At 70.5% G+C, this 20,687-nt stretch carries 14 protein-coding genes and 1 rRNA gene; 5 read left to right on the top strand and 10 right to left on the bottom strand.

Features of this window, described 5'->3' with window-relative positions; translation table 11 throughout:
* Positions 1-103: 103 nt before the first annotated feature.
* From ACZ6R6_RS00075 to ACZ6R6_RS00060, 4 genes are all read right to left on the bottom strand, one after another.
* Positions 104-1,330, bottom strand: a complete 1,227-nt coding sequence (locus ACZ6R6_RS00075; protein ID WP_470088838.1) for a saccharopine dehydrogenase family protein — start codon at positions 1,328-1,330, stop codon at positions 104-106.
* Between the two features lie 247 nt (positions 1,331-1,577).
* Complete coding sequence (locus ACZ6R6_RS00070; RefSeq protein ID WP_470088837.1) at positions 1,578-2,837, bottom strand: extracellular solute-binding protein; 1,260 nt, start codon at positions 2,835-2,837, stop codon at positions 1,578-1,580.
* A gap of 240 nt (positions 2,838-3,077) precedes the next feature.
* Positions 3,078-4,583 (bottom strand): CoA-acylating methylmalonate-semialdehyde dehydrogenase, encoded by a 1,506-nt coding sequence (locus ACZ6R6_RS00065; RefSeq protein WP_470088835.1) that lies wholly within the window; start codon positions 4,581-4,583, stop codon positions 3,078-3,080.
* Positions 4,580-5,881, bottom strand: a complete 1,302-nt coding sequence (locus ACZ6R6_RS00060) for an aspartate aminotransferase family protein (protein WP_470088834.1) — start codon at positions 5,879-5,881, stop codon at positions 4,580-4,582. Before ACZ6R6_RS00060 ends, ACZ6R6_RS00065 begins: the two co-directional genes overlap by 4 nt.
* Before the next feature lie 520 nt (positions 5,882-6,401).
* Between ACZ6R6_RS00060 and ACZ6R6_RS00055 the strand changes: the two genes are divergently transcribed.
* Positions 6,402-7,109: an alternative oxidase gene (locus ACZ6R6_RS00055; RefSeq protein WP_470088832.1), complete on the top strand. Its 708-nt coding sequence runs from the start codon at positions 6,402-6,404 to the stop codon at positions 7,107-7,109.
* Here the strand turns inward: ACZ6R6_RS00055 and ACZ6R6_RS00050 are convergent.
* A complete protein-coding gene (locus ACZ6R6_RS00050; protein ID WP_470088830.1) occupies positions 7,077-8,585 on the bottom strand; it encodes an MFS transporter in 1,509 nt (502 codons plus the stop codon). The genes ACZ6R6_RS00055 and ACZ6R6_RS00050 overlap by 33 nt on opposite strands.
* A 55-nt stretch (positions 8,586-8,640) precedes the next feature.
* Here ACZ6R6_RS00050 and ACZ6R6_RS00045 point away from each other — a divergent pair, with 55 nt between their 5' ends.
* On the top strand, positions 8,641-9,456 hold the full coding sequence (locus ACZ6R6_RS00045) for a TetR/AcrR family transcriptional regulator C-terminal domain-containing protein (RefSeq protein ID WP_470088828.1): 816 nt from the start codon (positions 8,641-8,643) through the stop codon (positions 9,454-9,456).
* A 49-nt stretch (positions 9,457-9,505) separates the two neighbouring features.
* On the opposite strand, the gene ACZ6R6_RS00040 is transcribed toward ACZ6R6_RS00045, so the two are convergent.
* The 3 genes from ACZ6R6_RS00040 to ACZ6R6_RS00030 form a co-directional block, all read right to left on the bottom strand.
* Entirely contained in the window at positions 9,506-10,432 is a 927-nt protein-coding gene (locus ACZ6R6_RS00040; RefSeq protein ID WP_470089495.1) for a DMT family transporter, read from the bottom strand.
* A 198-nt stretch (positions 10,433-10,630) separates the two neighbouring features.
* Entirely contained in the window at positions 10,631-14,836 is a 4,206-nt protein-coding gene (locus ACZ6R6_RS00035) for a HAMP domain-containing protein (protein WP_470088827.1), read from the bottom strand.
* An 88-nt stretch (positions 14,837-14,924) separates the two neighbouring features.
* Complete coding sequence (locus tag ACZ6R6_RS00030) at positions 14,925-15,974, bottom strand: EamA family transporter (protein ID WP_470088825.1); 1,050 nt, start codon at positions 15,972-15,974, stop codon at positions 14,925-14,927.
* A 168-nt stretch (positions 15,975-16,142) separates the two neighbouring features.
* Here ACZ6R6_RS00030 and ACZ6R6_RS00025 point away from each other — a divergent pair, with 168 nt between their 5' ends.
* Together ACZ6R6_RS00025 and ACZ6R6_RS00020 are read left to right on the top strand one after the other, a co-directional pair.
* Positions 16,143-17,768, top strand: coding sequence for a PucR family transcriptional regulator (locus ACZ6R6_RS00025; RefSeq protein ID WP_470088823.1), 1,626 nt, complete (start codon positions 16,143-16,145; stop codon positions 17,766-17,768).
* 19 nt (positions 17,769-17,787) lie between these two features.
* On the top strand, positions 17,788-18,183 hold the full coding sequence (locus ACZ6R6_RS00020) for a cupin domain-containing protein (protein ID WP_470088821.1): 396 nt from the start codon (positions 17,788-17,790) through the stop codon (positions 18,181-18,183).
* A gap of 82 nt (positions 18,184-18,265) precedes the next feature.
* On the opposite strand, the gene ACZ6R6_RS00015 is transcribed toward ACZ6R6_RS00020, so the two are convergent.
* Positions 18,266-18,415: a hypothetical protein gene (locus ACZ6R6_RS00015; protein WP_451932845.1), complete on the bottom strand. Its 150-nt coding sequence runs from the start codon at positions 18,413-18,415 to the stop codon at positions 18,266-18,268.
* Between the two features lie 289 nt (positions 18,416-18,704).
* Between ACZ6R6_RS00015 and ACZ6R6_RS00010 the strand changes: the two genes are divergently transcribed.
* Entirely contained in the window at positions 18,705-20,168 is a 1,464-nt protein-coding gene (locus ACZ6R6_RS00010) for a phosphodiester glycosidase family protein (protein ID WP_470088819.1), read from the top strand.
* A 263-nt stretch (positions 20,169-20,431) separates the two neighbouring features.
* Here ACZ6R6_RS00010 and rrf read toward each other — a convergent pair.
* Positions 20,432-20,548: ribosomal RNA gene (gene rrf / locus ACZ6R6_RS00005) — 5S ribosomal RNA — on the bottom strand.
* Between the last annotated feature and the right edge of the window lie 139 nt (positions 20,549-20,687).

Genomic DNA, 20,687 nt, shown 5'->3' with positions numbered 1-20,687 from the left:
CGCCGCCCCTCGGGGGTGGACGGGCCGCCGGGCGGCCGTCGTCGCCCACGGCGCGCGGACTCGGGGACCGGGCGCCGGGGACTCCGGCCGGGCGGGGGCGGACTCAGGCGGGCTGGAGGACCTGGTCGGTCTGGTCGCGCATGCCCCAGGGCGAGCCGTAGGCGTTGAGCAGCTCAAGGAAGGGCACCGAGTCGAACGCCTCGGGCCCCAGCACCCCCGCGCCCGACCAGGCGCCGGTGGCCAGCAGCTCCAGCGCGACCACCGGGTGCACGGCGGTCTGCCAGACCACGGCCTGGCAACCGTACTCCCGCATCGACCACTCGTTGTCGACCACGTGGTACAGGTAGACCTCGCGCGGCCCGCCGTCCTTGCCGACGCCCTTCACCCAGGTGCCGGCGCAGGTCTTGCCGCGCATCCGGTCACCCAGCGTGGCCGGGTCCGGCAGGCTGGCCGCGACGACGTCACGGGGTGAGGCCTCGACGCCGCCGACCCGGATCTTGCCCGCGTTGTCCAGGCCGAGCTTGTGCAGCGTCTTCAGGACGCCGATGAACTCCTCGCCGAGGCCGTACTTGAACGTCACCCGCTTGGTGTCGATCCAGCGCGGCACGAGCAGCACCTCCTCGTGCTCGACGTTCACGCACTCGACCGGGCCGATCCCCTCGGGGAAGTCGAAGACCTCCGGCTCGCTGAACGGCTCGGTGGTGTGCCAGTCGCCGTTCTCCCAGATCACCGGCGGGTTGAGGCACTCTTCGATGGTCGTCCAGATGGAGAAGGTCGGCGCGAAGTCGTAGCCCTCGACCACCAGGTTCGACCCGTCGCGGATGCCGATCTCCTCGATGCTCTCGAAGAGGTGCTCGGCCGCGTAGCGCGCGAACACGTCGGCGAGCCCGGGCTCCACCCCCATGCCCACCAGCGCCAGCCTGCCCCGGTCACGCCAGGCGTCGCCGAGCGCGAACTGCTCGTCGCCCAGCTTCACCCCGGTCAGCTCGTAGGGCCTGCGGGGGTGGGGCCGCGACAGCGACATCGCCATGTCGAGGTAGTGCGCCCCGGCGTTGAGCGCGGCCCGGAACAGGGACATGGTGAAGCGCGGGTCCACGGCGTTGAAGAGCACATCACAGCGGTGCTCCGCCAGGGCGGCCTCGACCGCCGTCTGGTCGGAGGCGTCCAACCCGATGGCGCTGAAGCGCGGATCGTCGATCTTGGCCACGGCGTCGGCGGCGCGGCTCTGTTTGGAGTCGGCCACCACGATGTGTTCGAAGAAATCTCGGCGTGCGGCGATCGGGACCACGGCGGAGCCAACCCCGCCCGCTCCTACAAGAAGGATTCTCATGGCAGCGAGCCTACTCGCTGACTGGTCAACCAGTCGATAGCCGGGACAGGATTCAGCCACTGAATCCATCGTTGATGTTGGTGATCGCGACGGAAATCGCGGCGATTACCGGGTTAGGCGGACATGCCTGGAGGAGGACGGAGCGCTCCGGGGTCGGGGGACCACCCGGAGCGCCCCTGGCGGGTCACGCCCAGCGGGGGGATGGGCGTGCCCGCGGCCCGTCAAGCGGGGGTAACGGGAGCCCCGCTCACCTCACCAGGTTCTTCCATCGTTGTGTCCAGTCGGCGTAGTCAGTGCATTCCCCGCCCCGGCCGCCGCAATCCCGCGTCGGACGGGCGGCGAAGAAGATCCGCCGGATCCAGTCGTCGTCACGGACGTGATAGATCTCGCACATGCGGTCGGCGCGCCCGCCGCAGGCGTCGGGATTGGCCGGGGCGAGCCCCGTCCAGGCGGCGGCCGAGCGCTGCACCTTCGCCGAGCCCATCCAGTTGAGCCATCGGTAGGCGCAGTTGGGGCTGGTGGCCTTGGCCGCCAGCATCCACGAGTCGACCCACCCCGTCATCGGCGCGCCGTCCAGCGCCCTCACCGGCCGGCCCGCGCGCCGGAAGAGGTCCCGGTGGTACGGCAGGGCCTGGGCGAGCCGTACCGACCCCGACGCGAAGGCCCGGATCACATCGATGGAGTCCTTCCAGTAGACCCGGTCGGGGCCGTCGCGCTCGGCCAGCAGCTTCACGGCGGCGTCGAGCTGGGCGGGGGTGAGCTGGAAGGGGTCCTCGACCCCCAGGCCGGGATCGGACCGCCCGAGCGCGAGCGCGGCGTCGGCGATGCTCAGCGGGCTGTCCCTGATCGCCACGGGGGTGGTCGTGTAGAGGGCCTCCGGCCCCTGCGGCCTGCCCATCTCGTAGATGACCTGGTTGACCCCCCAGAGGTAGGGGACCCCGTAGACCTTGCCCGCCCGCCGGACGGCCGGCAGCTCGCGCAGCCGCTTGGGGATGTCCTTGTAGAAGTCGAGCAGCGCGGTGTCCACCGGCGCCACCCTGCCCTCGGCGACCAGCCGCCCGGCCAGCCCCGGCGGGGGCGAGATGACGTCGTAGGAGTTGCCGGCGAGCTTGGCGGCCATCTCCTCCTCCGTCTTGACCCGGTCGAGCTTCACGACCCGGCACCCCGTCTCCTCCTCGAAGGAGGAGACCCAGTTGGCCCTGGAGCTGGTCCCGCCGTACTCGACATGGCCCTGGAAGGTGAGCACCTGGAGCGTGCCCTCGCCCTTGCCGATGGAGGCCGAAGGCGTCGGGCTGGGAGTGGCGCCGGAGCCGGCGGCCGCGCCGGAGCCGAGGCCGGGACCGGGGCTCCGGCCGGGCGACGCCGCCGCGGGCGCGGCCGGGACCGACGGGCCGCCCACCGGCTGGACGGCGCCCGCCGCCCCCACCGAGACGGAGACGGCGAGCGCCAGCCCGCCCGCCCCCGCCAGCGCTCCGAGATGTGTACGGCGGAGCCTGTCCCTGCTCACGAAGTCCCCCCACGGTGCCACTGCCGACCTGTCCGGAGCCTATCTGCCCGCCACCCGGCAGGCCGGGCGGTCGGGTCCCCTCCGCCCCCGCACGGCCCGCGAGGCCCGCGAGGCCCGCGAGGAAAACCTGGACGGCCCCGGACGGACCCGGACGGGCCTGGACGGGCCTGGACGGACATGGCGGAGCCCCGCGAGAGGGCTCTCGCGGGGCTCCGGTGCGCGGCGGGACGGTCCCGGCGGTTACTTGTTGGTCGGGAAGCCCAGGTTGACGCCGCCGTGGCTCGGGTCGAGCCAGCGCGAGGTGACGACCTTGCCCCGGGTGTAGAAGTGCACGCCCTCGGTCCCGTGCACATGGGTGTCACCGAACAGCGAGGCCTTCCAGCCGCCGAAGCTGTAGAAGGCCATCGGCACCGGGATCGGCACGTTGATGCCGATCATCCCGACCTCCACCTCGTTCTGGAAGCGCCGGGCGGCGCCGCCGTCGTTGGTGAAGAGCGCGGTGCCGTTGCCGAACTCGCCGCCGTTGATCAGCTCCACCCCCTCCTCGTAGGAGGACACGCGCACGATCGCCAGGACCGGGCCGAAGATCTCCTCCCGGTGGACCCGGGATTCGGCCGGGACGTGGTCGAGGACCGTGGGGCCGAGCCAGAAGCCCGGGGTCTCGGCCGCCGTGGCGCCGCCCATGATCGGGGTCTGGCGGCCGTCCACGACGAGCTTGGCGCCCTCGGAGACGCCCAGGTCGAGGTAGGAGGCGACCTTGTCACGGTGGACCTCGGTGACCAGGGGGCCCATCTGGGAGGCGGGGTCGTCGCCGGGGCCGATGGTCAGCTCGGAGACGCGGGAGACGATCTTGTCGACCAGCTCGTCGCCGACCGGGTCCACCGCCAGCACGACGGAGATCGCCATGCAGCGCTCCCCCGCCGAGCCGAAGCCCGCCGAGACCGCGGCGTCGGCGACGAGGTCGAGGTCGGCGTCGGGGAGCACCAGCATGTGGTTCTTGGCGCCGCCCAGCGCCTGGACCCGCTTGCCGTGGGAGGTGCCGGTCTCGTAGACGTACTTGGCGATGGGCGTGGACCCGACGAAGGAGACGGCGCGCACGTCCGGGTGCTCCAGCAGCCGGTCCACCGCCACCTTGTCGCCCTGGACGACGTTGAAGACGCCGTCCGGCAGCCCCGCCTCCCGCCAGAGCGCGGCCATCAGCAGCGAGGCCGACGGGTCCTTCTCGGACGGCTTGAGGATGAAGGCGTTGCCCGCGGCGATCGCGATGGGGAACATCCACATCGGCACCATGGCCGGGAAGTTGAACGGCGTGATCCCGGCCACGACGCCCAGCGGCTGGCGGATCGAGTAGGAGTCGACGCGGGTGGAGACGCCCTCGGAGAAACCGCCCTTGAGCAGGTGCGGGATGCCGCAGGCGAACTCCACGACCTCCAGGCCGCGGGCCACCTCGCCCAGCGCGTCGGAGTGGACCTTGCCGTGCTCGGCCGAGATGAGCCGGGCGAGCTCGTCACGGTTGGCGTACATCAGCTCGCGGAAGCGGAAAAGCACCTGGGACCGCTTGACCAGCGAGGCGTCCCGCCAGGCCGGGTAGGCCGCGGCGGCGGCGGCCACGGCCGCGTCGACCTCGGCCACCGAGGCCAGGTGGACCCGCCCGCTGACCTCACCCGTCGCCGGGTTGAAGATCTCGGAGGTGCGGCCGGAGCCCTCGACGGGGGTTCCGTTGATCCAGTGGGTGATGTTCTTCACGACGAGACGACCTCAGCGTTGATGACTTCGAGCGCGTTGACGATGATCCCGAGACCCTCGGCGGCCTCGTCCAGTGTCAGGGTGAGCGGCGGGGCCATGCGGAGCACGTTGCCGTACAGTCCGCCCTTGCCCGCGAGCAGACCGGCCTTCTTGGTCTCCTCCATGAACCGGGCCGCGAGCGCCGGGGAGGGCTCGCCGGTCGCCGGGTCGACCAGCTCGACGGCGAACATCAGGCCCTTCCCGCGGACGTCGCCGACGATCGGCAGGCGCGGCGCGGCCTCGCGGAGCCCGTCGATGATCAGGGTGCCGGTCCGGGCCGCGTTCGCCTGCAGGTCGTGGTCGAGCACATAGTCCAGCGTCGCGTTGGCGGCGGCCATCGAGATCGGGTTGCCGCCGAAGGTCGCGAGGCCGACCGCGTGCAGGTTGTCCATCAGGTCGCCGCGGGCCACGACGCCGCCGACCGCGAAACCGTTGCCCAGCCCCTTGGCGAAGGTCATCATGTCCGGCGTGACACCGTGGTTCTGGATGCCGAAGAACGCCGAGCCGGTGCGGCCCCAGCCGGTCTGCACCTCGTCGGAGATGAGCAGGATGCCCTGCTCGTCCAGGACCTCCTTGTAGGCGGCGAACAGCCCGTCGGGGGCCATGGTGAACCCGCCCACGCCCTGGATCGGCTCGGCGATCAGCGCGGCCACGTCGCTGGAGACGGAGGTGGCGAGCACGTGACGCAGGTCGTCGACGCAGGCGGCGATGTATTCGGCGTCCGACAGCCCGCGGAACTGGGTGAGGTGACGGTCGGCGCCGTGCAGGAAGTGCACGTTCAGCGGCGACAGCGAGTTGTTCTTCCAGGCGCGGTTGCTGGTCACGCTGACGGCGCCGAAGGAGCGGCCGTGGTAGCTCTGCCGCATGGCGAGCACCTGGTCGGACTTGCGCGCGTAGGTCGCCAGCAGCAGCGCGGTCTCGTTGGCCTCGGTGCCGGAGTTGGTGAAGAAGACCTTGGCGTCCTTGATGCCGGACAGCCTGGCGATCTTCTCGGCGAGCTCGACCTGGCCGCGGAGCAGGTAGACCGTGGAGGTGTGCACGACGCCGGTGGCGAGCTGGCGCTCGACGGCCTCACGCACCTCGGGCACGTCGTACCCGATCATGTTGGTCAGGATGCCCGCGAAGAAGTCCAGATAGCTCTTGCCCGACTCGTCGACGACCCGGTTGCCCTTGCCGCCGACGATCTCGATGGGCTCGTTGTAGTAAAGGGCCACCCAGTTGGGCATTACCGCCCGGTGGCGTGCAAGAAGGTCCGACATGTATCGAGTATCGCGGCTCGGGGCGGCCACTCCCACCATCAATGTGTCGGGAGATGTCCGATTAACCCGTCACATTGTCACCGTGGGGTCCTCCGCGGCCGGCCGGCCCGTCGGCGCGGAACGGAGGGGTCCTGTACGGCTTGCGCCCTGCGACGGTTGGCGCAAGCCGTACAGGACATCGGACGGAGCACCCCCCAGGTTCCCCGTCCGGGCACAGGGTCAGGCGGCCACGAGGGACCGCGCCCGGGAAGGGCGGCCGGCGACCGCGGCTGAGCGACTCATGTCCTCATCGTCACTCAAATTTCCTACTAAAGCAATCTGAAATGCATGAATTTTTACGGCTTTCCTCCGGAACGTCCCTCTACCCCTAGGGGATGTCCCGTCCGCCTGGCGGTGTAGCGCGGGGACGCCGGTTACTCCCGGAGAGGCACCGCGTCCGCATCCCCACGGCCGACGACCGACGGGGGTCTCCTCCTCCACCATCGAGTCATCCGACGAGACCGACGAGAGGCACCCCGCCATGACCCTCACGATCGACCGCCCCGAGGCCCCGGCCGGCCCGCCCAAGCTCGACGCCCACCGGCTCAGGACCGCCCAGCGCGAGACGCTGGGCTCCCCGAGGATGGAGTACGGCCTGCTCGCCAAGATGATGTTCAAGCCCGTGGACCTGCTCTACGGCAGGGCGGGCTCCTACACGAAGTTCGCCATGCTGGAGATCATCGCCCGCGTGCCGTACCAGGCCTGGGAGCGCATGGGCTACTGGGCGCTCCACCGCCACCACGGCAGGTCCGCCCTGGCCAGGCGGGTCTTCGACCGGATCGTGGAGGCCCGCGCCGACCAGGACAACGAGCAGTGGCACCTGCTCATCATGCAGGACCTCGTCCAGCGCAACGGCGACCGGCAGAACTGGCTGCTGCACAGGCTCGCGCCCTGGTTCATCGCGTTCTTCTACTACCACGTGTCCTGGGTGCTGTTCCTGGTCAGGCCGGAACTGAGCTACAAGCTCAACGCCGAGTTCGAGGACCACGCCGAGCACGAGTACATGACGTACGTCGCCGAGCACCCCGAGCTGGAGTTCCAGCCCGACCCGGGCACCTACGCCGCCGAGTACGGCCGCTACGCGTCGGTGGCCGACCTGCTCCGGCAGATCGGCCACGACGAGCGGGTGCACAAGCTCGACAGCCTGGAGAACCTCTCAGCTCCCCGTTTCCACCAGGTCCGGCTCTGAGGCCGGGGCCGCGGGGGCGGGACGCAGCACCGCGAACGCCAGCGCGGCGGCCGCGAGGGTGAAGCCGACGCCCACCCAGGAGCCGAACGCCATGGCCGAGACGAACGCCTCCCGCGCGGTCCGGGCCAGCCCGGGATCCCCGAGCAGGAGCGCGCCGCCGATCGAGTCCCGGGCCGCGGCCGGGGCCCCGGCGGGCATCGACGAGGTGTAGACCCCGGCCAGCACGCTGCCGAGCACGGCCACGCTGAGCGCCATGCCCACCTGCTGGACGGTGTCGTTGAGCGCCGACCCCACACCGGCGTGCTCGGGCGGCACCGCGCCCATCAGGGTCGCGTAGGCCGCGGGCCCGGCCAGGCCGCCGCCGACGCCCATGAGCATCAGACCGGTGATCATCATGCCGTATCCGGTGTCGGCGGTCATGAAGGCGAGCACGCCGAAGCCGAGGGCCATCACCGACAGCCCCACCGCGACCAGCGTGCGGTTGCTGACCTTCTGCCCGAGACCCGCGCCGACCGCGTTGAAGAGGGCGGCGGCCACGGCGTACGGCAGCAGCGCCAGGCCGGCCTGCATGGGACCGTAGCCCAGCACGAACTGCAGATACTGGGTCAGCATCAGCAGCAGCGCGCCGGTGCCGAACGACATCAGCACGATCGAGAACGACGACCCGCTGAAGTTGCGGTCACGGAACAGCCCGAGCGGCAGCATCGGGTGCGCCGCCCCCCGCTCCCAGAGCACGAACCCGCCCAGCGCCAGTACGGCCAGCACCGCGGCGACCACCACCTGGGAGGAGGTCCAGCCCTTGCCCGGCGCCGAGATCACCACGAAGACCAGGGCGCTCATGCCGGTGGTGGACAGCACCACGCCGACCGGGTCGAGCCGGCGGGCCGGGCCGCGGGTCTCGGGCATCAGCAGCACGGCCGCGACGACGGCCACGGCCGTGATCGGCACGTTGAGCAGGAAGATCGAGCCCCACCAGTAGTGCTCCAGCAGGAAGCCGCCCAGCGTGGGACCGGCGATCACGCCGACCATGGCCACCGCGCTCCACGCGGCGATGGCCTTGCGGCGCTCGCTGTCGTCGAAGACGGTGATCAGGATCGACAGGGTGCTCGGCATCAGGATGGAGCCGCCGACGCCCATCAGGGCCCGGGCGGCGATGAGCTGCCAGGGCTCGGTGACCAGCAGGGCGACCAGCGAGGCCCCGCCGAACAGCACCAGGCCGATGATCAGGAAACGCTTACGGCCGTAGCGGTCGGACAGGCTGCCGGCGGTGAGCAGCAGCCCGGCGAAGACCAGGATGTAGGCGTCGATGATCCATTGGATGTCCGAGGGGCTGGCACCCAGGTCGGTCATCAGGGCCGGGATGGCCAGATTCAGGACGGTGTTGTCCACGACGAGGACGAGCAGACTCAGGCAGAGCACGCCAAGGATCCACCAGCGCCGGGGGTGCGGCTCTGCTCGCACAGTGTTCGATTCCACCCGCACAGCGTACGACAACTCTCGAACGGTGTGCGAGTGGATTTATGCTTGAGTGGTGAAACAGCACCTGAGCTCGGTCTGGACCCGCGAGCCCCGCCCCACCAAGAGTCCGGTGCTCAACCGCGACCAGATCGTGCGCGCGGCCGTGGAGCTGCTCGACGCCGAAGGACTCGACGCGCTGAGCATGCGCCGGCTGGGCGCCAGGCTCGGCTCCGGCGCGACCAGCATCTACTGGCACGTGGCCAACAAGGACGAACTGCTCGAACTCGTCATGGACGAGGTCTTCGGCAAGGTGCCCCTGCCCGATCCCAACGTGATCGGCTGGCGGGACACGGCCTCGGTGTTCGCCTACGGCCTGCGCGCCGCACTCTTCGCGCATCCCTGGGCGGCCGCGCTGATCGGCACCAGACCGGCCCTCGGCCCCAACGCGATGGAGCTGTCGGCCCAGCTGCTGCGCACGTTCACGCTAGCCGGTTTCAAGGGGCTGGAGCAGGATTACGCCTCCTCCGCGCTCATGTCGTACGTGCTGGGCGCGACGACACCCGAGCTCACCTGGCGCAGGATCGTCAACACGGGCGAGATGAGCGGCGACGACGTGCTGGCGGCGATGAGACCCCTGGTGGAGCAGGCGTCCCGCAACCATCCCGAGCTGGCCGCGCGCTACGCGGAGTACTACGGCACCGAAATCGACGTCGAGACCACCCGCCTGCTCAGCTTCGACTTCGGCCTGATGTGCTTCCTCGACGGCCTGCAGGCCCGCCTGAGGCAGGCCCACCCGGAGCGCGAGCCCGGGAGCGTGGAGACGACGGCCCCCGCAAGGCGTGAAGCCGGGAGGAGTGGAGACGACGGCCCTCAGGCCGGGGAGAGGTGATGCCCGGAGACGACGGCCGACGTGAGACGGTCTCTCGCGAGGCGGTCTCCTACGCGGCCGTTCCCTTCGAGGACGCCGGCACGGCCGTGGTCCCCTCCTCCGCCGGGGCGTCACCGCGGGCCGAGTTCGCCAGGATGCCCCAGACCGCGCCGGCCAGCACGACCGCCCCGCCGGCGAGCTGCGGCCACGACAGGGCCCCGCCCAGCAGCAGCCACGTGGCGAGCACCGCCACGACGGGCTCCAGCATGCTGAGGATCGACGCGCGGACCGGGCCGAGCGCCGTGGCCCCGACGAAGAACAGCGCGATCGCGAGCACGGTCGACACGATCGCCACGGCCGCCGCCCAGCCCCAGCCGGCCGGCGCGAAGCCGAGGTCCAGCCCGCCGGCCGCCAGTCCCAGCAGCGCGAACGAGCCCGTGGCGAACATCGCCAGGTAGGCCGTCGTGACCGTGGGGGACAGCGAGGCGGAGACCCTGCTGCCCAGGACGATGTAGCAGGCGTAGGCCACGGCGGACCCGACCGCGGCGAGCACGCCGAGAACGTCGAGGCCGGCGTCGAGCGGGCCCACCACCAGCGTCAGCCCGGCCAGTGACACCAGGATCGGCCCGACGACGGTCCAGCTCAGCCTGGTGCGTTCCACCACCGCCGACAGGACCGAGACGAGCCCCGGATACACATACAGCAGCAGCACGGCGAGAGCCGGCGCGATGCGCTGGACCGCCGTGAAGTACAGCAGCGACTGGGTGGCGTACATGCCGCCGCCCAGCAGCGCCAGGGTCATCCACTGCCGCCCCGTCAGCCGCCCGAGCCTGCCGCGCAGCCCCAGCCACCCGAGGAACACCGCCGCCGCGATCGCGAACCGCAGCATGAGAAGTGTCGTCACCGACATTCCCGTGCCGTAGGCGTAGAACGCGAAGACGGGCATGAACCCGAACCCCGCCGCCGAGACCAGCGTCGCCACGACACCGCGCCGCATCACCACCGCCACCTCCGAGGGGCCATTGTGACCCATGGGCCCGGGGCGCCCGTCATCGCACCGGCCGCGCGGCGCGACCGTCATCGCGCGGCGCGACCACCATCGGGCGGCCTTCCCCCCCACGGAGGTCAGCGCTCAGGGGCCCGCCCGCGCGCGGCGGTCACCGCTCGGTCACCGCCGCACGCGACGGGTCACCGCTCACAGTCCCATCCACTGCTGTATGCGGGAGAGCAGCTCCTGGGCGTCGACCGGCTTGGTGACGTAGTCGCTGGCCCCCGCGGCCAGGGTCTTGTCCCGGTCGCCCTGCATGGCCTTGGCGGTCACCGCGATGATCGGCAGGTTGGCGAAGCGCGGCATCTTGCGGATGGCGGCGGTGGCGGCGTAACCGTCCATCTCCGGCATCATGATGTCCATCAGGACCAGGTCGACGTCCTCGTTGCGCGCCAGCGTCTCGATGCCCTTGCGGCCGTTCTCCGCGTAGAGCACCTGCATGCCGTGGAGTTCGAGGATGTTGGTCAGCGCGAACACGTTGCGCACGTCGTCGTCGATGACCAGCACCTTGCGGTTCATCAGCATGGTGTCCGCCTCCTCCAGCGCCCGCGGCCGTTCGTCGGGGCTGGGCTGGACCAGCGGCAGGACATGGCCCGGCTCCTGGGCCGACAGGTGCAGGGTGATGCGCTCGCGCAGCTCGTCGAGGCTGGGCAGCAGCTCCAGCGGCTGGGTGTTGGAGCGGCCCTTGAGCAGGTTCTCCTGCGGCCGGGTGAGCGTACGGCTGTGATGGGCGAGCACGGGGAGCCCGCGCAGGGCCGAGTCCTCGTCGAGCCCGCGGAGGAACTCCGCCGCCCCGTCCTGTCCCATGCCCAGGTCGAGCACGACGCACTGGTGGCCGCCCCTGTTCAGGATCTCCAGGGCGGTCGCGGGGTCGTTGGCGGTGGAGACCCAGACCGGCCCGTGCGTCCCGGTCAGGTCGGCGACGACGCTCTCGGCCAGCTGGGAGAGCAGGCCGTTGAGCCGGGACTCCACGACGAGCAGCCGGCGGCCGTCCCCGCCGAGCCTCTCGGGCGCCGCGCCGACCGGCTGCAGCGCGAGCCCCGTGGCCGGTCTGACGGCCGGGCCGGCGCCGGCCGGGGCGACATCCGCGATCGGCAGGAAGAGGCTGAAGGTGCTGCCCTCGCCCAGGGCGCTGACCGCCTGGAGCTCGCCGTTGAACAGCGCGGCTATCTCACGGCTGATGGACAGGCCCAGCCCGGTGCCGCCGTATTTGCGGCTGGTGGTGCCGTCGGCCTGCTGGAAGGCGTCGAAGATCTGGGAGAGGTTCTCCTTGGCGATGCCGATGCCGGTGTCCACGACGTGGAAGGCGAGGACCTCCTGCCCGGGGGCTCCCGGGAGGTCCACCTCGTCGGTCCGTTCGATGCGGAGCCGGACCGAGCCCGTCTCGGTGAACTTCACCGCGTTGGACAGCAGGTTCCGCAGCACCTGGCGTAGCCGCTGCTCGTCCACGAGCAGCTCCTCGGGCACCTCCGGCGCGACGCTGACGTCGAAGCGCAGCCCCTTCTCCGTGGTCAGCGGGCGGAAGGTCGCCTCGACGTAGTCGAGGAGCTGCCGCAGGGGCAGGGATTCGAGGCTGATGTTCATCTTGCCGGCCTCGATCTTGGACAGGTCGAGGATGTCGTTGATCAACTGGAGCAGGTCGGTGCCGGCCGAGTGGATGACGTTGGCGTACTCCACCTGCTTGGCGGTGAGGTTGCGGGCCGGGTTCTGGGCCAGCAGCTGGGCGAGGATCAGCAGCGAGTTGAGCGGGGTGCGCAGCTCGTGGCTCATGTTGGCCAGGAACTCGCTCTTGTATTTGGAGGCGAGCGCGAGCTGCTTGGCCCGCTCCTCCAGCTCCTGCCGGGCCTGCTCGATCTCGCTGTTCTTCGTCTCGATGTCGCGGTTCTGCCGGGCCAGCAGCTCCGCCTTCTCCTCCAGCTCGGCGTTGGAGCGCTGCAGCTCCTCCTGCCCGACCTGGAGCTCGGTCGCGAGCCGCTGCGACTCGGCGAGCAGGGAGTCGGTGCGGGCATTGGCGACGATCGTGTTGACGTTGACGCCTATGGTCCCCACCAGCTGTTCGAGGAAGGCCCGATGCACCTGGGTGAACCTGTTGAGGCTGGCCAGCTCGATCACGCCGAGCACCTGGTCCTCGACGATGATCGGCAGCACGATGAGGTTGACCGGACCGGCCGCCCCCAGGCTGGAGGAGATGGTGAGGTAACCGGCGGCGATGTCCTCCACCAGGATGGGGCGCTTGACGAGCGCGGCCTGTCCCACGAGCGAGTCGCCGAGGGCGTAGCGACGGCCGGTCTCGCGGTGACCGTATCCGCCGACCACCCGCAGCTCCGCGCCGTCCGGGGTCTCCTCCGCGAGCAGGAACGTCCCGCACTGGGCGGAGACCAGCGGGGCCAGCTCGTTCATCACCAGCTCGGCCACGACGGCGAGATCGCGGTGGCCCTGCATGAGCCCGGAGATGTGAGCCAGGTTCGACTTGAGCCAGTCCTGCTCCTGGTTGGCCAGGGTGGTCTCGCGCAGGGACTTCACCATGGAGTTGATGTTGTCCTTGAGCTCGGCCACCTCGCCGGAGGCGTCGACGGTGATCGACCTGGTGAGGTCGCCCGAGGTCACGGCGCTGGTCACCTCGGCGATCGCGCGGACCTGGCGGGTCAGGTTGCCGGCCAGCTCGTTGACGTTCTCGGTCAGCCGCTTCCAGGTGCCGGAGACGCCCTCGACCTCGGCCTGCCCGCCGAGGCGCCCCTCGCTGCCCACCTCGCGGGCCACGCGGGTGACCTCGGCGGCGAAGGACGACAGCTGGTCGACCATCGTGTTGATCGTGGTCTTCAGCTCCAGGATCTCGCCCCGGGCGTCCACGTCGATCTTCTTGGTCAGGTCGCCCTGGGCGACCGCCGTGGTGACCTGGGCGATGTTGCGGACCTGGTTGGTGAGGTTGCCGGCCATCGAGTTGACGTTGTCGGTGAGGTCCTTCCACGTGCCGGCCACGTTGGGCACGCGGGCCTGACCGCCCAGCTCGCCCTCGGTGCCCACCTCTCGGGCCACCCGGGTGACCTCGTCGGCGAACGCGCTCAACGTGTCGACCATGGTGTTGATGGTCTGCGCGAGCGCGGCGACCTCGCCCTTGGCCTCAACCGTGATCTTCTGTGACAGGTCGCCGCGGGCGACGGCCGTGGTGACCTGCGCGATGGAGCGCACCTGGCTGGTGAGGTTGTTGGCCATCGAGTTGACGTTGTCGGTGAGGTCCTTCCACGTGCCGGACACCCCCCGGACGGTGGCCTGGCCGCCGAGGTTGCCCTCGGTACCCACCTCACGGGCCACCCTCGTCACCTCGTCGGCGAAGGCCGAGAGCTGGTCGACCATCGTGTTGATGGTCTCCTTCAGCTCCATGATCTCCCCGCGCGCGTCCACCCTGATCTTCTGCGACAGGTCGCCCTTGGCCACCGCCGTGGTGACCTGGGCGATGCTGCGCACCTGGGCGGTGAGGTTGTCGGCCATCACGTTCACCGACTCGGTGAGCGCCTTCCAGGTGCCGGAGACGCCCTTGACGTCGGCCTGGCCGCCGAGCCGGCCGTCGGTGCCCACCTCACGGGCCACCCTCGTCACCTCGTCGGCGAAGGACGACAGCTGGTCGACCATCGTGTTGATGGTGTTCTTCAACTCCAGGATCTCACCCCGGGCGTCCACGGTGATCTTCTGTGACAGGTCGCCCTTGGCCACCGCCGTGGTGACCTGGGCGATGCTGCGGACCTGGTCGGTGAGGTTGCCCGCCATGAAGTTCACCGAGTCGGTCAGGTCGCGCCAGGTGCCGGCGACGCCGGTCACCTCGGCCTGGCCGCCGAGCCGGCCGTCGGTGCCCACCTCACGGGCCACCCTCGTCACCTCGTCGGCGAAGGACGACAGCTGGTCGACCATCGTGTTGAGGGTGTTCTTCAGCTCCAGGATCTCGCCCCGGACGTCCACGGTGATCTTCTGTGACAGGTCGCCGGTCGCCACCGCGGTCGCGACCTGGGCGATGTCGCGGACCTGATCGGTGAGGTTGCCCGCCATGGCGTTGACCGAGTCGGTGAGGTCCTTCCACGTGCCGGAGACGCCGGGCACGTCGGCCTGGCCGCCCAGCTGTCCCTCGGTGCCCACCTCACGGGCCACGCGCGTCACCTCGGAGGTGAACAGGGAGAGCTGGTCCACCATGCCGTTGAACACGGTGGCGATCTCTTTGAGCAGCCCGTCGCCGTCGTCGGGCAGGCGAGTGCCGAAGTCGCCGTCACGCACGGCCGTGAGCCCGGCCAGAAGCTGACGGAGATCCAGCTCCTCGACGCCCGGAGCGGAGCCGCGCGCCGCCGAGCCAGAAGCCTCAACCATGCTCATCATCGCGCCTCTCGACCGGGAAAGGGTCAAGTAATCTTAATGCCCCAGGGCCAGGACTTGACCTGCGCCGATGCGTGAAAGCTCAGAGCGGGGCGTACGGCCGCCGGGCGGCGGAATCCACACGGAGCCGGCCGCCGCCGTCCGGGCCCTGCCCCCCGTCCGCCGCCCGCCGGCCGGGCACGGGCTCCCGCCGGCCTGGCAGCGGGTCCTGGCCGGTGGCCGCCCGCCGGCCGACCACCGTCCGCTGCGCCAGGAGCGCACCCGCCAGCACCAGGGCGCCGCCGAGCAGTTGGGGGGCGCCGAGCGCCTCGCCGAGCAGGACCCAGGCGATGAGGATGCTGGCGAGCACCTCCAGCGAGGCGACCGTGGCCGCGACGGCGGCGGTCAGGGCCCGCACCGCCGCGATGCCGGTGGCGTAGGCGATCACGGTGCCGACGACGACCAGCCAGCCGACCGCCGCGGGGGCCGGCAGCCTCCAGCCGCCCAGCACGAGGTCGGCGGTGGCCAGGTCCCAGGGCAGGCGCCACGGCGCGGCCAGCGGCGTGAGCACGGCGGCCGCGCCGCTCAGCCCCCACGTGAGCGCTCCGAGCGGGTGGACGTCGTCTCCCGCCTCCTGGCTGAGCAGGAAGTACACCGCGGCGCAGACGGCCGTCCCCAGGCCCAGCACGAGGCCGAGCCCGTCGAGGCGGACACCCCGCCACACCTCGACGACGCAGGCGAGCCCGCCGACCGCCAGGACGGCGCCGACCGCGGCGGCACGCGGCAGCCGGGTCCGGCGTGCCAGCCGCACCCAGGCCAGGACCAGGACCGGCGAGGCGTATTCCAACAGCACCGCGACCCCCACCGGCAGGCGGGCGATCGTGCCGTAGTAGAAGGCCTGCACCGCGGCGAAGCCGACCAGGCTGTAGGCGGCGACGAAGCGCAGCCGGTGCCGGGGGACGGCGAGGGCGGACGGCCGGACCAGGGCGGTCGCGACGAGCAGCACGAGCGCCGCCCCGGCGAGCCTTGTCCACACCGCCTGCAGCGGTGACAGCCCCGCGTCGATGAGCGACTTGGCCAGCGGGCCGGAGAAGCCGAAGCAGACCGCCGAGACGGCCGCGAAGATCAAACCTTTGAAACCGGGACGGGACATCTGGATCCCTCCTCCCATACCAACACCACCATACTCTCTTCACTGGTGTCGCTGATGGCGGGGGTGGGTCGCTGGGGCGGCGGGCGCGGACCGGTAACCGGATCGGCACCAACATGATGTAATGCAGCTATCGTCCGGACTTACAGTCTGATCGGATACTCTCGGTGTGTGCTCCCTACCATCGCCGACGTCCTCGCCCTGGACACCGTCCGCCGAGGCAACCCCCGGGTCGTCGCGGGAGCCGACCGGCTGGACACCCGGGTGCGCTGGGTCCATGTCGGTGAGGTCACCGACATCGCCCACCTGCTGCGCGGCGGAGAGCTGGTGCTCACCACCGGCGTCGCGCTCCCCGACGCCCCCGAGAGACTGATCCAGTACGTCGCGGAGCTGGCCGCCGTGGGCGCCTCCGGGCTGATCGTGGAACTGGGCCGCAAGTTCGTCAGGGAACTGCCCCGGGGCGTGGTCAGCGCCGCCGAGGAGCACGGCCTGCCGTTGATCACGCTGGCCCGCGAGACCCCGTTCGTGCAGATCACCGAGTCGGTCCACGCCAGGATCATCGACATCCAGCTGGAGGAGCTGCGCGCCTCCGAACAGCTCCACGAGGTCTTCACCGAGCTGTCGGTCGAGGGCGCCTCCCCGGCCGAGGTGCTCAGCCAGGTCGCGCGGCTGTCCGGACGGCCGGTCCTGCTGGAGAACCTCGCCCACCAGGTCCTCGCCTGCGAGACGGCCGGACGCGACACCGGGACGCTGCTGGCGAGCTGGGAGACGCGGTCCCGGGCGGTGGCGCCGGAGGAGCGGACCGCCTACGACTCGGCCTCCGGCTGGCTGGTCACCATGGTCGGCGCCCGGGGTCAGGACTGGGGCCGGTTGATCCTGCTCTGCGACGGTGAGCCCGGCCCGCGCGACATCGTGCTCGCCGAACGCGCCGCGACCACCCTCGCCCTCGGCCGCCTGCTGGAGCGCCACCAGGAGTCACTGGAGCGCCAGGCCCACGGCACGATCATCACCGGCATCCTCACCCACGCCTACGCCGACCCCGACGAGGCCGCGGCCCGCGCCCGGGCGGTCGGCGTCCCGCTGACCGGCCGTAAGCTGATCAGCGTGGTGCTCCGCCTGACCGAGCTCCCGGAGAGCACGCTGGACGGCCAGGAGCAGCTGGTCCGGCTCGGCGAGCTGGCCGACGCCGCCGCGGCCGCCTGCCGCGACGCCCGCCTCCCCGCTCTGGTCGGCGCCCTGAACCAGAACCGCGTCGGCGTCCTGCTCCCGCTGCCCCCGCGCACCTTCCCCGAGCCCGCGCTGACCACGCTCGCCGACCGCCTGCGCATGGCCTTCACCACCCCGTTCGTCCTCGCCGCCGGCTCGGTGGTCGAATCCCTCCGTGACGTACGGCGGAGCTTCCTCGAGGCGGAGCAGGTCGCGGACGTGGCCGTCCGGCAGCCCGACGGCCGGGCCTTCTACCGCCTCCCCGACCTGCGCCTGCGCGGCCTGCTGCACCTGCTCAGAGACGACGCCCGCCTGCAGACCTTCGCCGAGCGCGAGCTCAGCCCCCTGCTGGCCCACGACGCCCAGCGCGGCGGTGACCTGACCAGGATCCTCCGGGTCTATCTGGACTCCGGCCGCAACAAGGCCGTCGCCGCCCAGAAGGCCCACCTGTCCCGTCCCGCCTTCTACGACCGGCTCCGTAGGCTGGAACGGATCCTCGACACCGACCTGGACGATGTCGAGTCCTGTCTCTCCCTCCACGTCGCGCTGCTGGCGCTGGAATCGTTCCGAAGAGACAACCCCCGCACCTGAAAGATCCTGAAAGGCCCCCATGCCTGACATCCTCGTCCCCGAGACCGCCGACCTGGCCCGTATGGTCACCGCCGCCGGGATCTTCGCCGTCCCCACCGGCGAGGTACGGCTGTCGCCCGACGAGCTGGACCCCGCCCAGATCATCGCCGGCTCACCGCAGGTCTCCTCGGCCGAGCTGTGGACCTCCCCCGACGGCTCCCAGAGCCGGGGCATCTGGGAGATCACCCCGGGCACGGTGACCGACGTCGAGCGCGACGAGATCTTCGTGGTCCTGTCCGGCCGGGCCACCGTGGAGGTGGAGGGCGGCGCCGCCGTCGAACTCGTCCCGGGATCGGTCTGCCTGCTCGCCGACGGCGCCAAGACGACCTGGATCGTCCACGAGACCCTCCGCAAGGTCTATCACTGCCTGTCCTGACGGAGATTACGGCGCAGGCCGTACGGGACCCAGATTCCGTACGGCCTGCGCCCGCCTGTCGCGCCTTCCGGGCCGCGCCCGCCTAGCCGTCTCGGTCGGATGTGACGTCGACGTGGATGGTGTCGTCCGCGCAGACGTAGAGATCCCAGCGGCGCGGTCGCGCCAGGATCACGCCCAGGATGAAACCCAGGACCATGCTCGCGATGATCACAATGAGAATGTTCAGCCCCATGACGGCTGCCTCTCGGAAAGACGTGCCGCTTGAACTGAGGGAATGCGGCCTACTGCACCGTAGCGCCGTATTGCCGCCCGCGCAGCGAAACGACGTGGGCTAACCCGTATTGACCAGCGCTGTTGACCCGATGGGGGCAGCCCGGGACTACGCGAATTCCGTCGTTCCGCATATGGCGCCGCCCAGGCGACAACACTTTCTTGTGGTGTTTAGCGTGTTTCGCTCCCCTTGACAGGTAGATCTCGGCACGATGGTGCACCGAAGTATGGTCACCAACGGGGAGAGATACATGTCGCGACGTATCATCGTCGGGCTTTCAGCCATAGCACTTACCATCACGGCGATTCCCGCCCAGGCCGACCGGGCGGGTCAGACCTTCCCCTCCTCGGCTTTCCCGCTCGGCCAGAACGGGATCCCGGTCAAGAACCGGCGCAGCGTCGCACCGGGGGTCGACCTCTTCAACGTGATGTACGGCACGTCCACCCAGGGATGGACCGTGACGGTGCTGATGCCCAACGGGCACGACGACGGCAGGCTGACCACCGCCCAGACGAAGGCCGAGGAGGTCGCGGCCGCGGGCTTCACGCCCACTCTGGAGAAGATCGTGCAGCCCGCCGCCGCGGACGCTCCGGCCGTGGAGCGCTATCTGGTCCGCGTCGGCCTGTGGACGTTCAAGCAGCGCGCCAAGGCCGACAAGATGGTGAAGGAGCTCAAGGAGGCCGGCATCCGGGCCAAGACCGACTATCTCGGCGACGACGGCCTGGAGACCACCGGCCCCTGGGACATGCGCGTGCTGATGGTGGACCCGAAGACCTTCAAGGGATCCTTCAGGACCAGCGTCGGCACCAGCGTCGCCAAGCGTGAGACCACCAGCTCCATGTCCAAGCTCACCAAGGCCATCGCCGGGGTCAACGGCGGCTTCTTCAACATCCACACGCCCAAGGCGCTCCAGGGCGACCCGATGGGCGTCTCGGTGGTCGGCGGCAAGCTGCTCAGCGAGGCGGTGCCCGGCCGCAGCGGCCTGGTCGTCAACGGACGCAAGGCCCGGATCACCGAGCTGCAGACGGCGATCACCGCGATCCCCGCCGACGGAGCGAAGACCGAGGTCAAGGGGGTCAACCGGGCCGCCGGAGCGGACGAGCTCGTCCTCTACACCGAGGAGTTCGGCACCAAGACGGCGGCCGACGGCGGCGCCGAGATCGTGGTCGACGCCCAGGGGCGGATCGTCAACGCCCGGGAGGCCGGCGGCGCCGTCCCGCGTGGCGCCTACGTGCTCCACGGCACCGGCATCATGGCCGACTGGCTCCGGGAGCACGCCCTGGAGACCTCCATCATGAAGCTGGACACCAGAGTCATCGACCTGCGGACGCAGCGGGCCGTCCCCCTCACCCCCGAGACATACATCATGGGCGGGGGCGTCGGGCTCCTCAGGAACGGCCGGGTACGGATCACCGCCCAGGCCGACGGGCACGCGTCGGTCGTGATGATGCTCCGCCGCCACCCGCGCACGCTGGTCGGCATCACCAAGTCAGGCGGCCTGATCCTGGCGACCGTGGACGGCCGCAACCCGGGCGTCACCGTGGGCGCCTCGATGGTGGAGGCGGCTCAGCTGATGCGCTGGCTGGGCGCCAAGCAGGCGATGAACCTCGACGGTGGCGGCTCGACCGCGATGGTGGTCAACCACAAGGTCATCAACCGGCCCTCCGACGGCAGCGAGCGGACCGTCGGCGACGGCCTGTTCATCACGCCCTGATCCGAATCGCTCCCTGAGACGGGTCGCGCCCTGAGCCGGGTCACTCCGGCCGGGGCCCTGCCCGACGCGCCGGTCCCGGCGGGGCCGGCCGTCCTCCGGCGTCAGAGGTTCGCCCCTGACGCCGGAGGTGGCCAGGTGTCGGCCAGGCATCGGCCAGGCGTCGACCCCCTTGGCGGGCGGAGGCCCGGGTGTCGGTCTCGGGTAAAAGTCCCCGGAAAACAGGAAAGGCCACCCCCGAAGGGATGGCCTTTCCACAAAAAATTGTCCGGCGGCGACCTACTCTCCCACACCGTCCCCGGTGCAGTACCATCGGCGCTGAAGAGCTTAACTTCCGGGTTCGGAATGTAACCGGGTGTTTCCCCTTCGCCATAACCGCCGTAACACTATGAAACTGTCAAACACACGCACTGCGGTGTTCGCTGTTTCAGAATCACATAGTGGACGCGGGCAACAACCCTGACCTCGCGCTGCTCCGGACCCGGCGAAGGGACAGAGCGCTGCAGAGACCAAAAGTATGCT

The sequence above is a fragment of the Streptosporangium sp. NPDC048886 genome (genome assembly GCF_055586905.1).
This window is presented reverse-complemented; position numbering and strand designations above follow the sequence as displayed.

Coding starts and splice junctions, on each gene's coding strand:
- ACZ6R6_RS00075 (WP_470088838.1), bottom strand. CDS start 1,330: ATGAGAATCCTTCTTGTAGGAGCGGGCGGGGTTGGCTCCGCCGTGGTC.
- ACZ6R6_RS00030 (WP_470088825.1), bottom strand. CDS start 15,974: ATGTCCCGTCCCGGTTTCAAAGGTTTGATCTTCGCGGCCGTCTCGGCG.
- ACZ6R6_RS00060 (WP_470088834.1), bottom strand. CDS start 5,881: ATGTCGGACCTTCTTGCACGCCACCGGGCGGTAATGCCCAACTGGGTG.
- ACZ6R6_RS00035 (WP_470088827.1), bottom strand. CDS start 14,836: ATGGTTGAGGCTTCTGGCTCGGCGGCGCGCGGCTCCGCTCCGGGCGTC.
- ACZ6R6_RS00040 (WP_470089495.1), bottom strand. CDS start 10,432: ATGCGGCGCGGTGTCGTGGCGACGCTGGTCTCGGCGGCGGGGTTCGGG.
- ACZ6R6_RS00015 (WP_451932845.1), bottom strand. CDS start 18,415: ATGGGGCTGAACATTCTCATTGTGATCATCGCGAGCATGGTCCTGGGT.
- ACZ6R6_RS00055 (WP_470088832.1), top strand. CDS start 6,402: ATGACCCTCACGATCGACCGCCCCGAGGCCCCGGCCGGCCCGCCCAAG.
- ACZ6R6_RS00010 (WP_470088819.1), top strand. CDS start 18,705: ATGTCGCGACGTATCATCGTCGGGCTTTCAGCCATAGCACTTACCATC.
- ACZ6R6_RS00020 (WP_470088821.1), top strand. CDS start 17,788: ATGCCTGACATCCTCGTCCCCGAGACCGCCGACCTGGCCCGTATGGTC.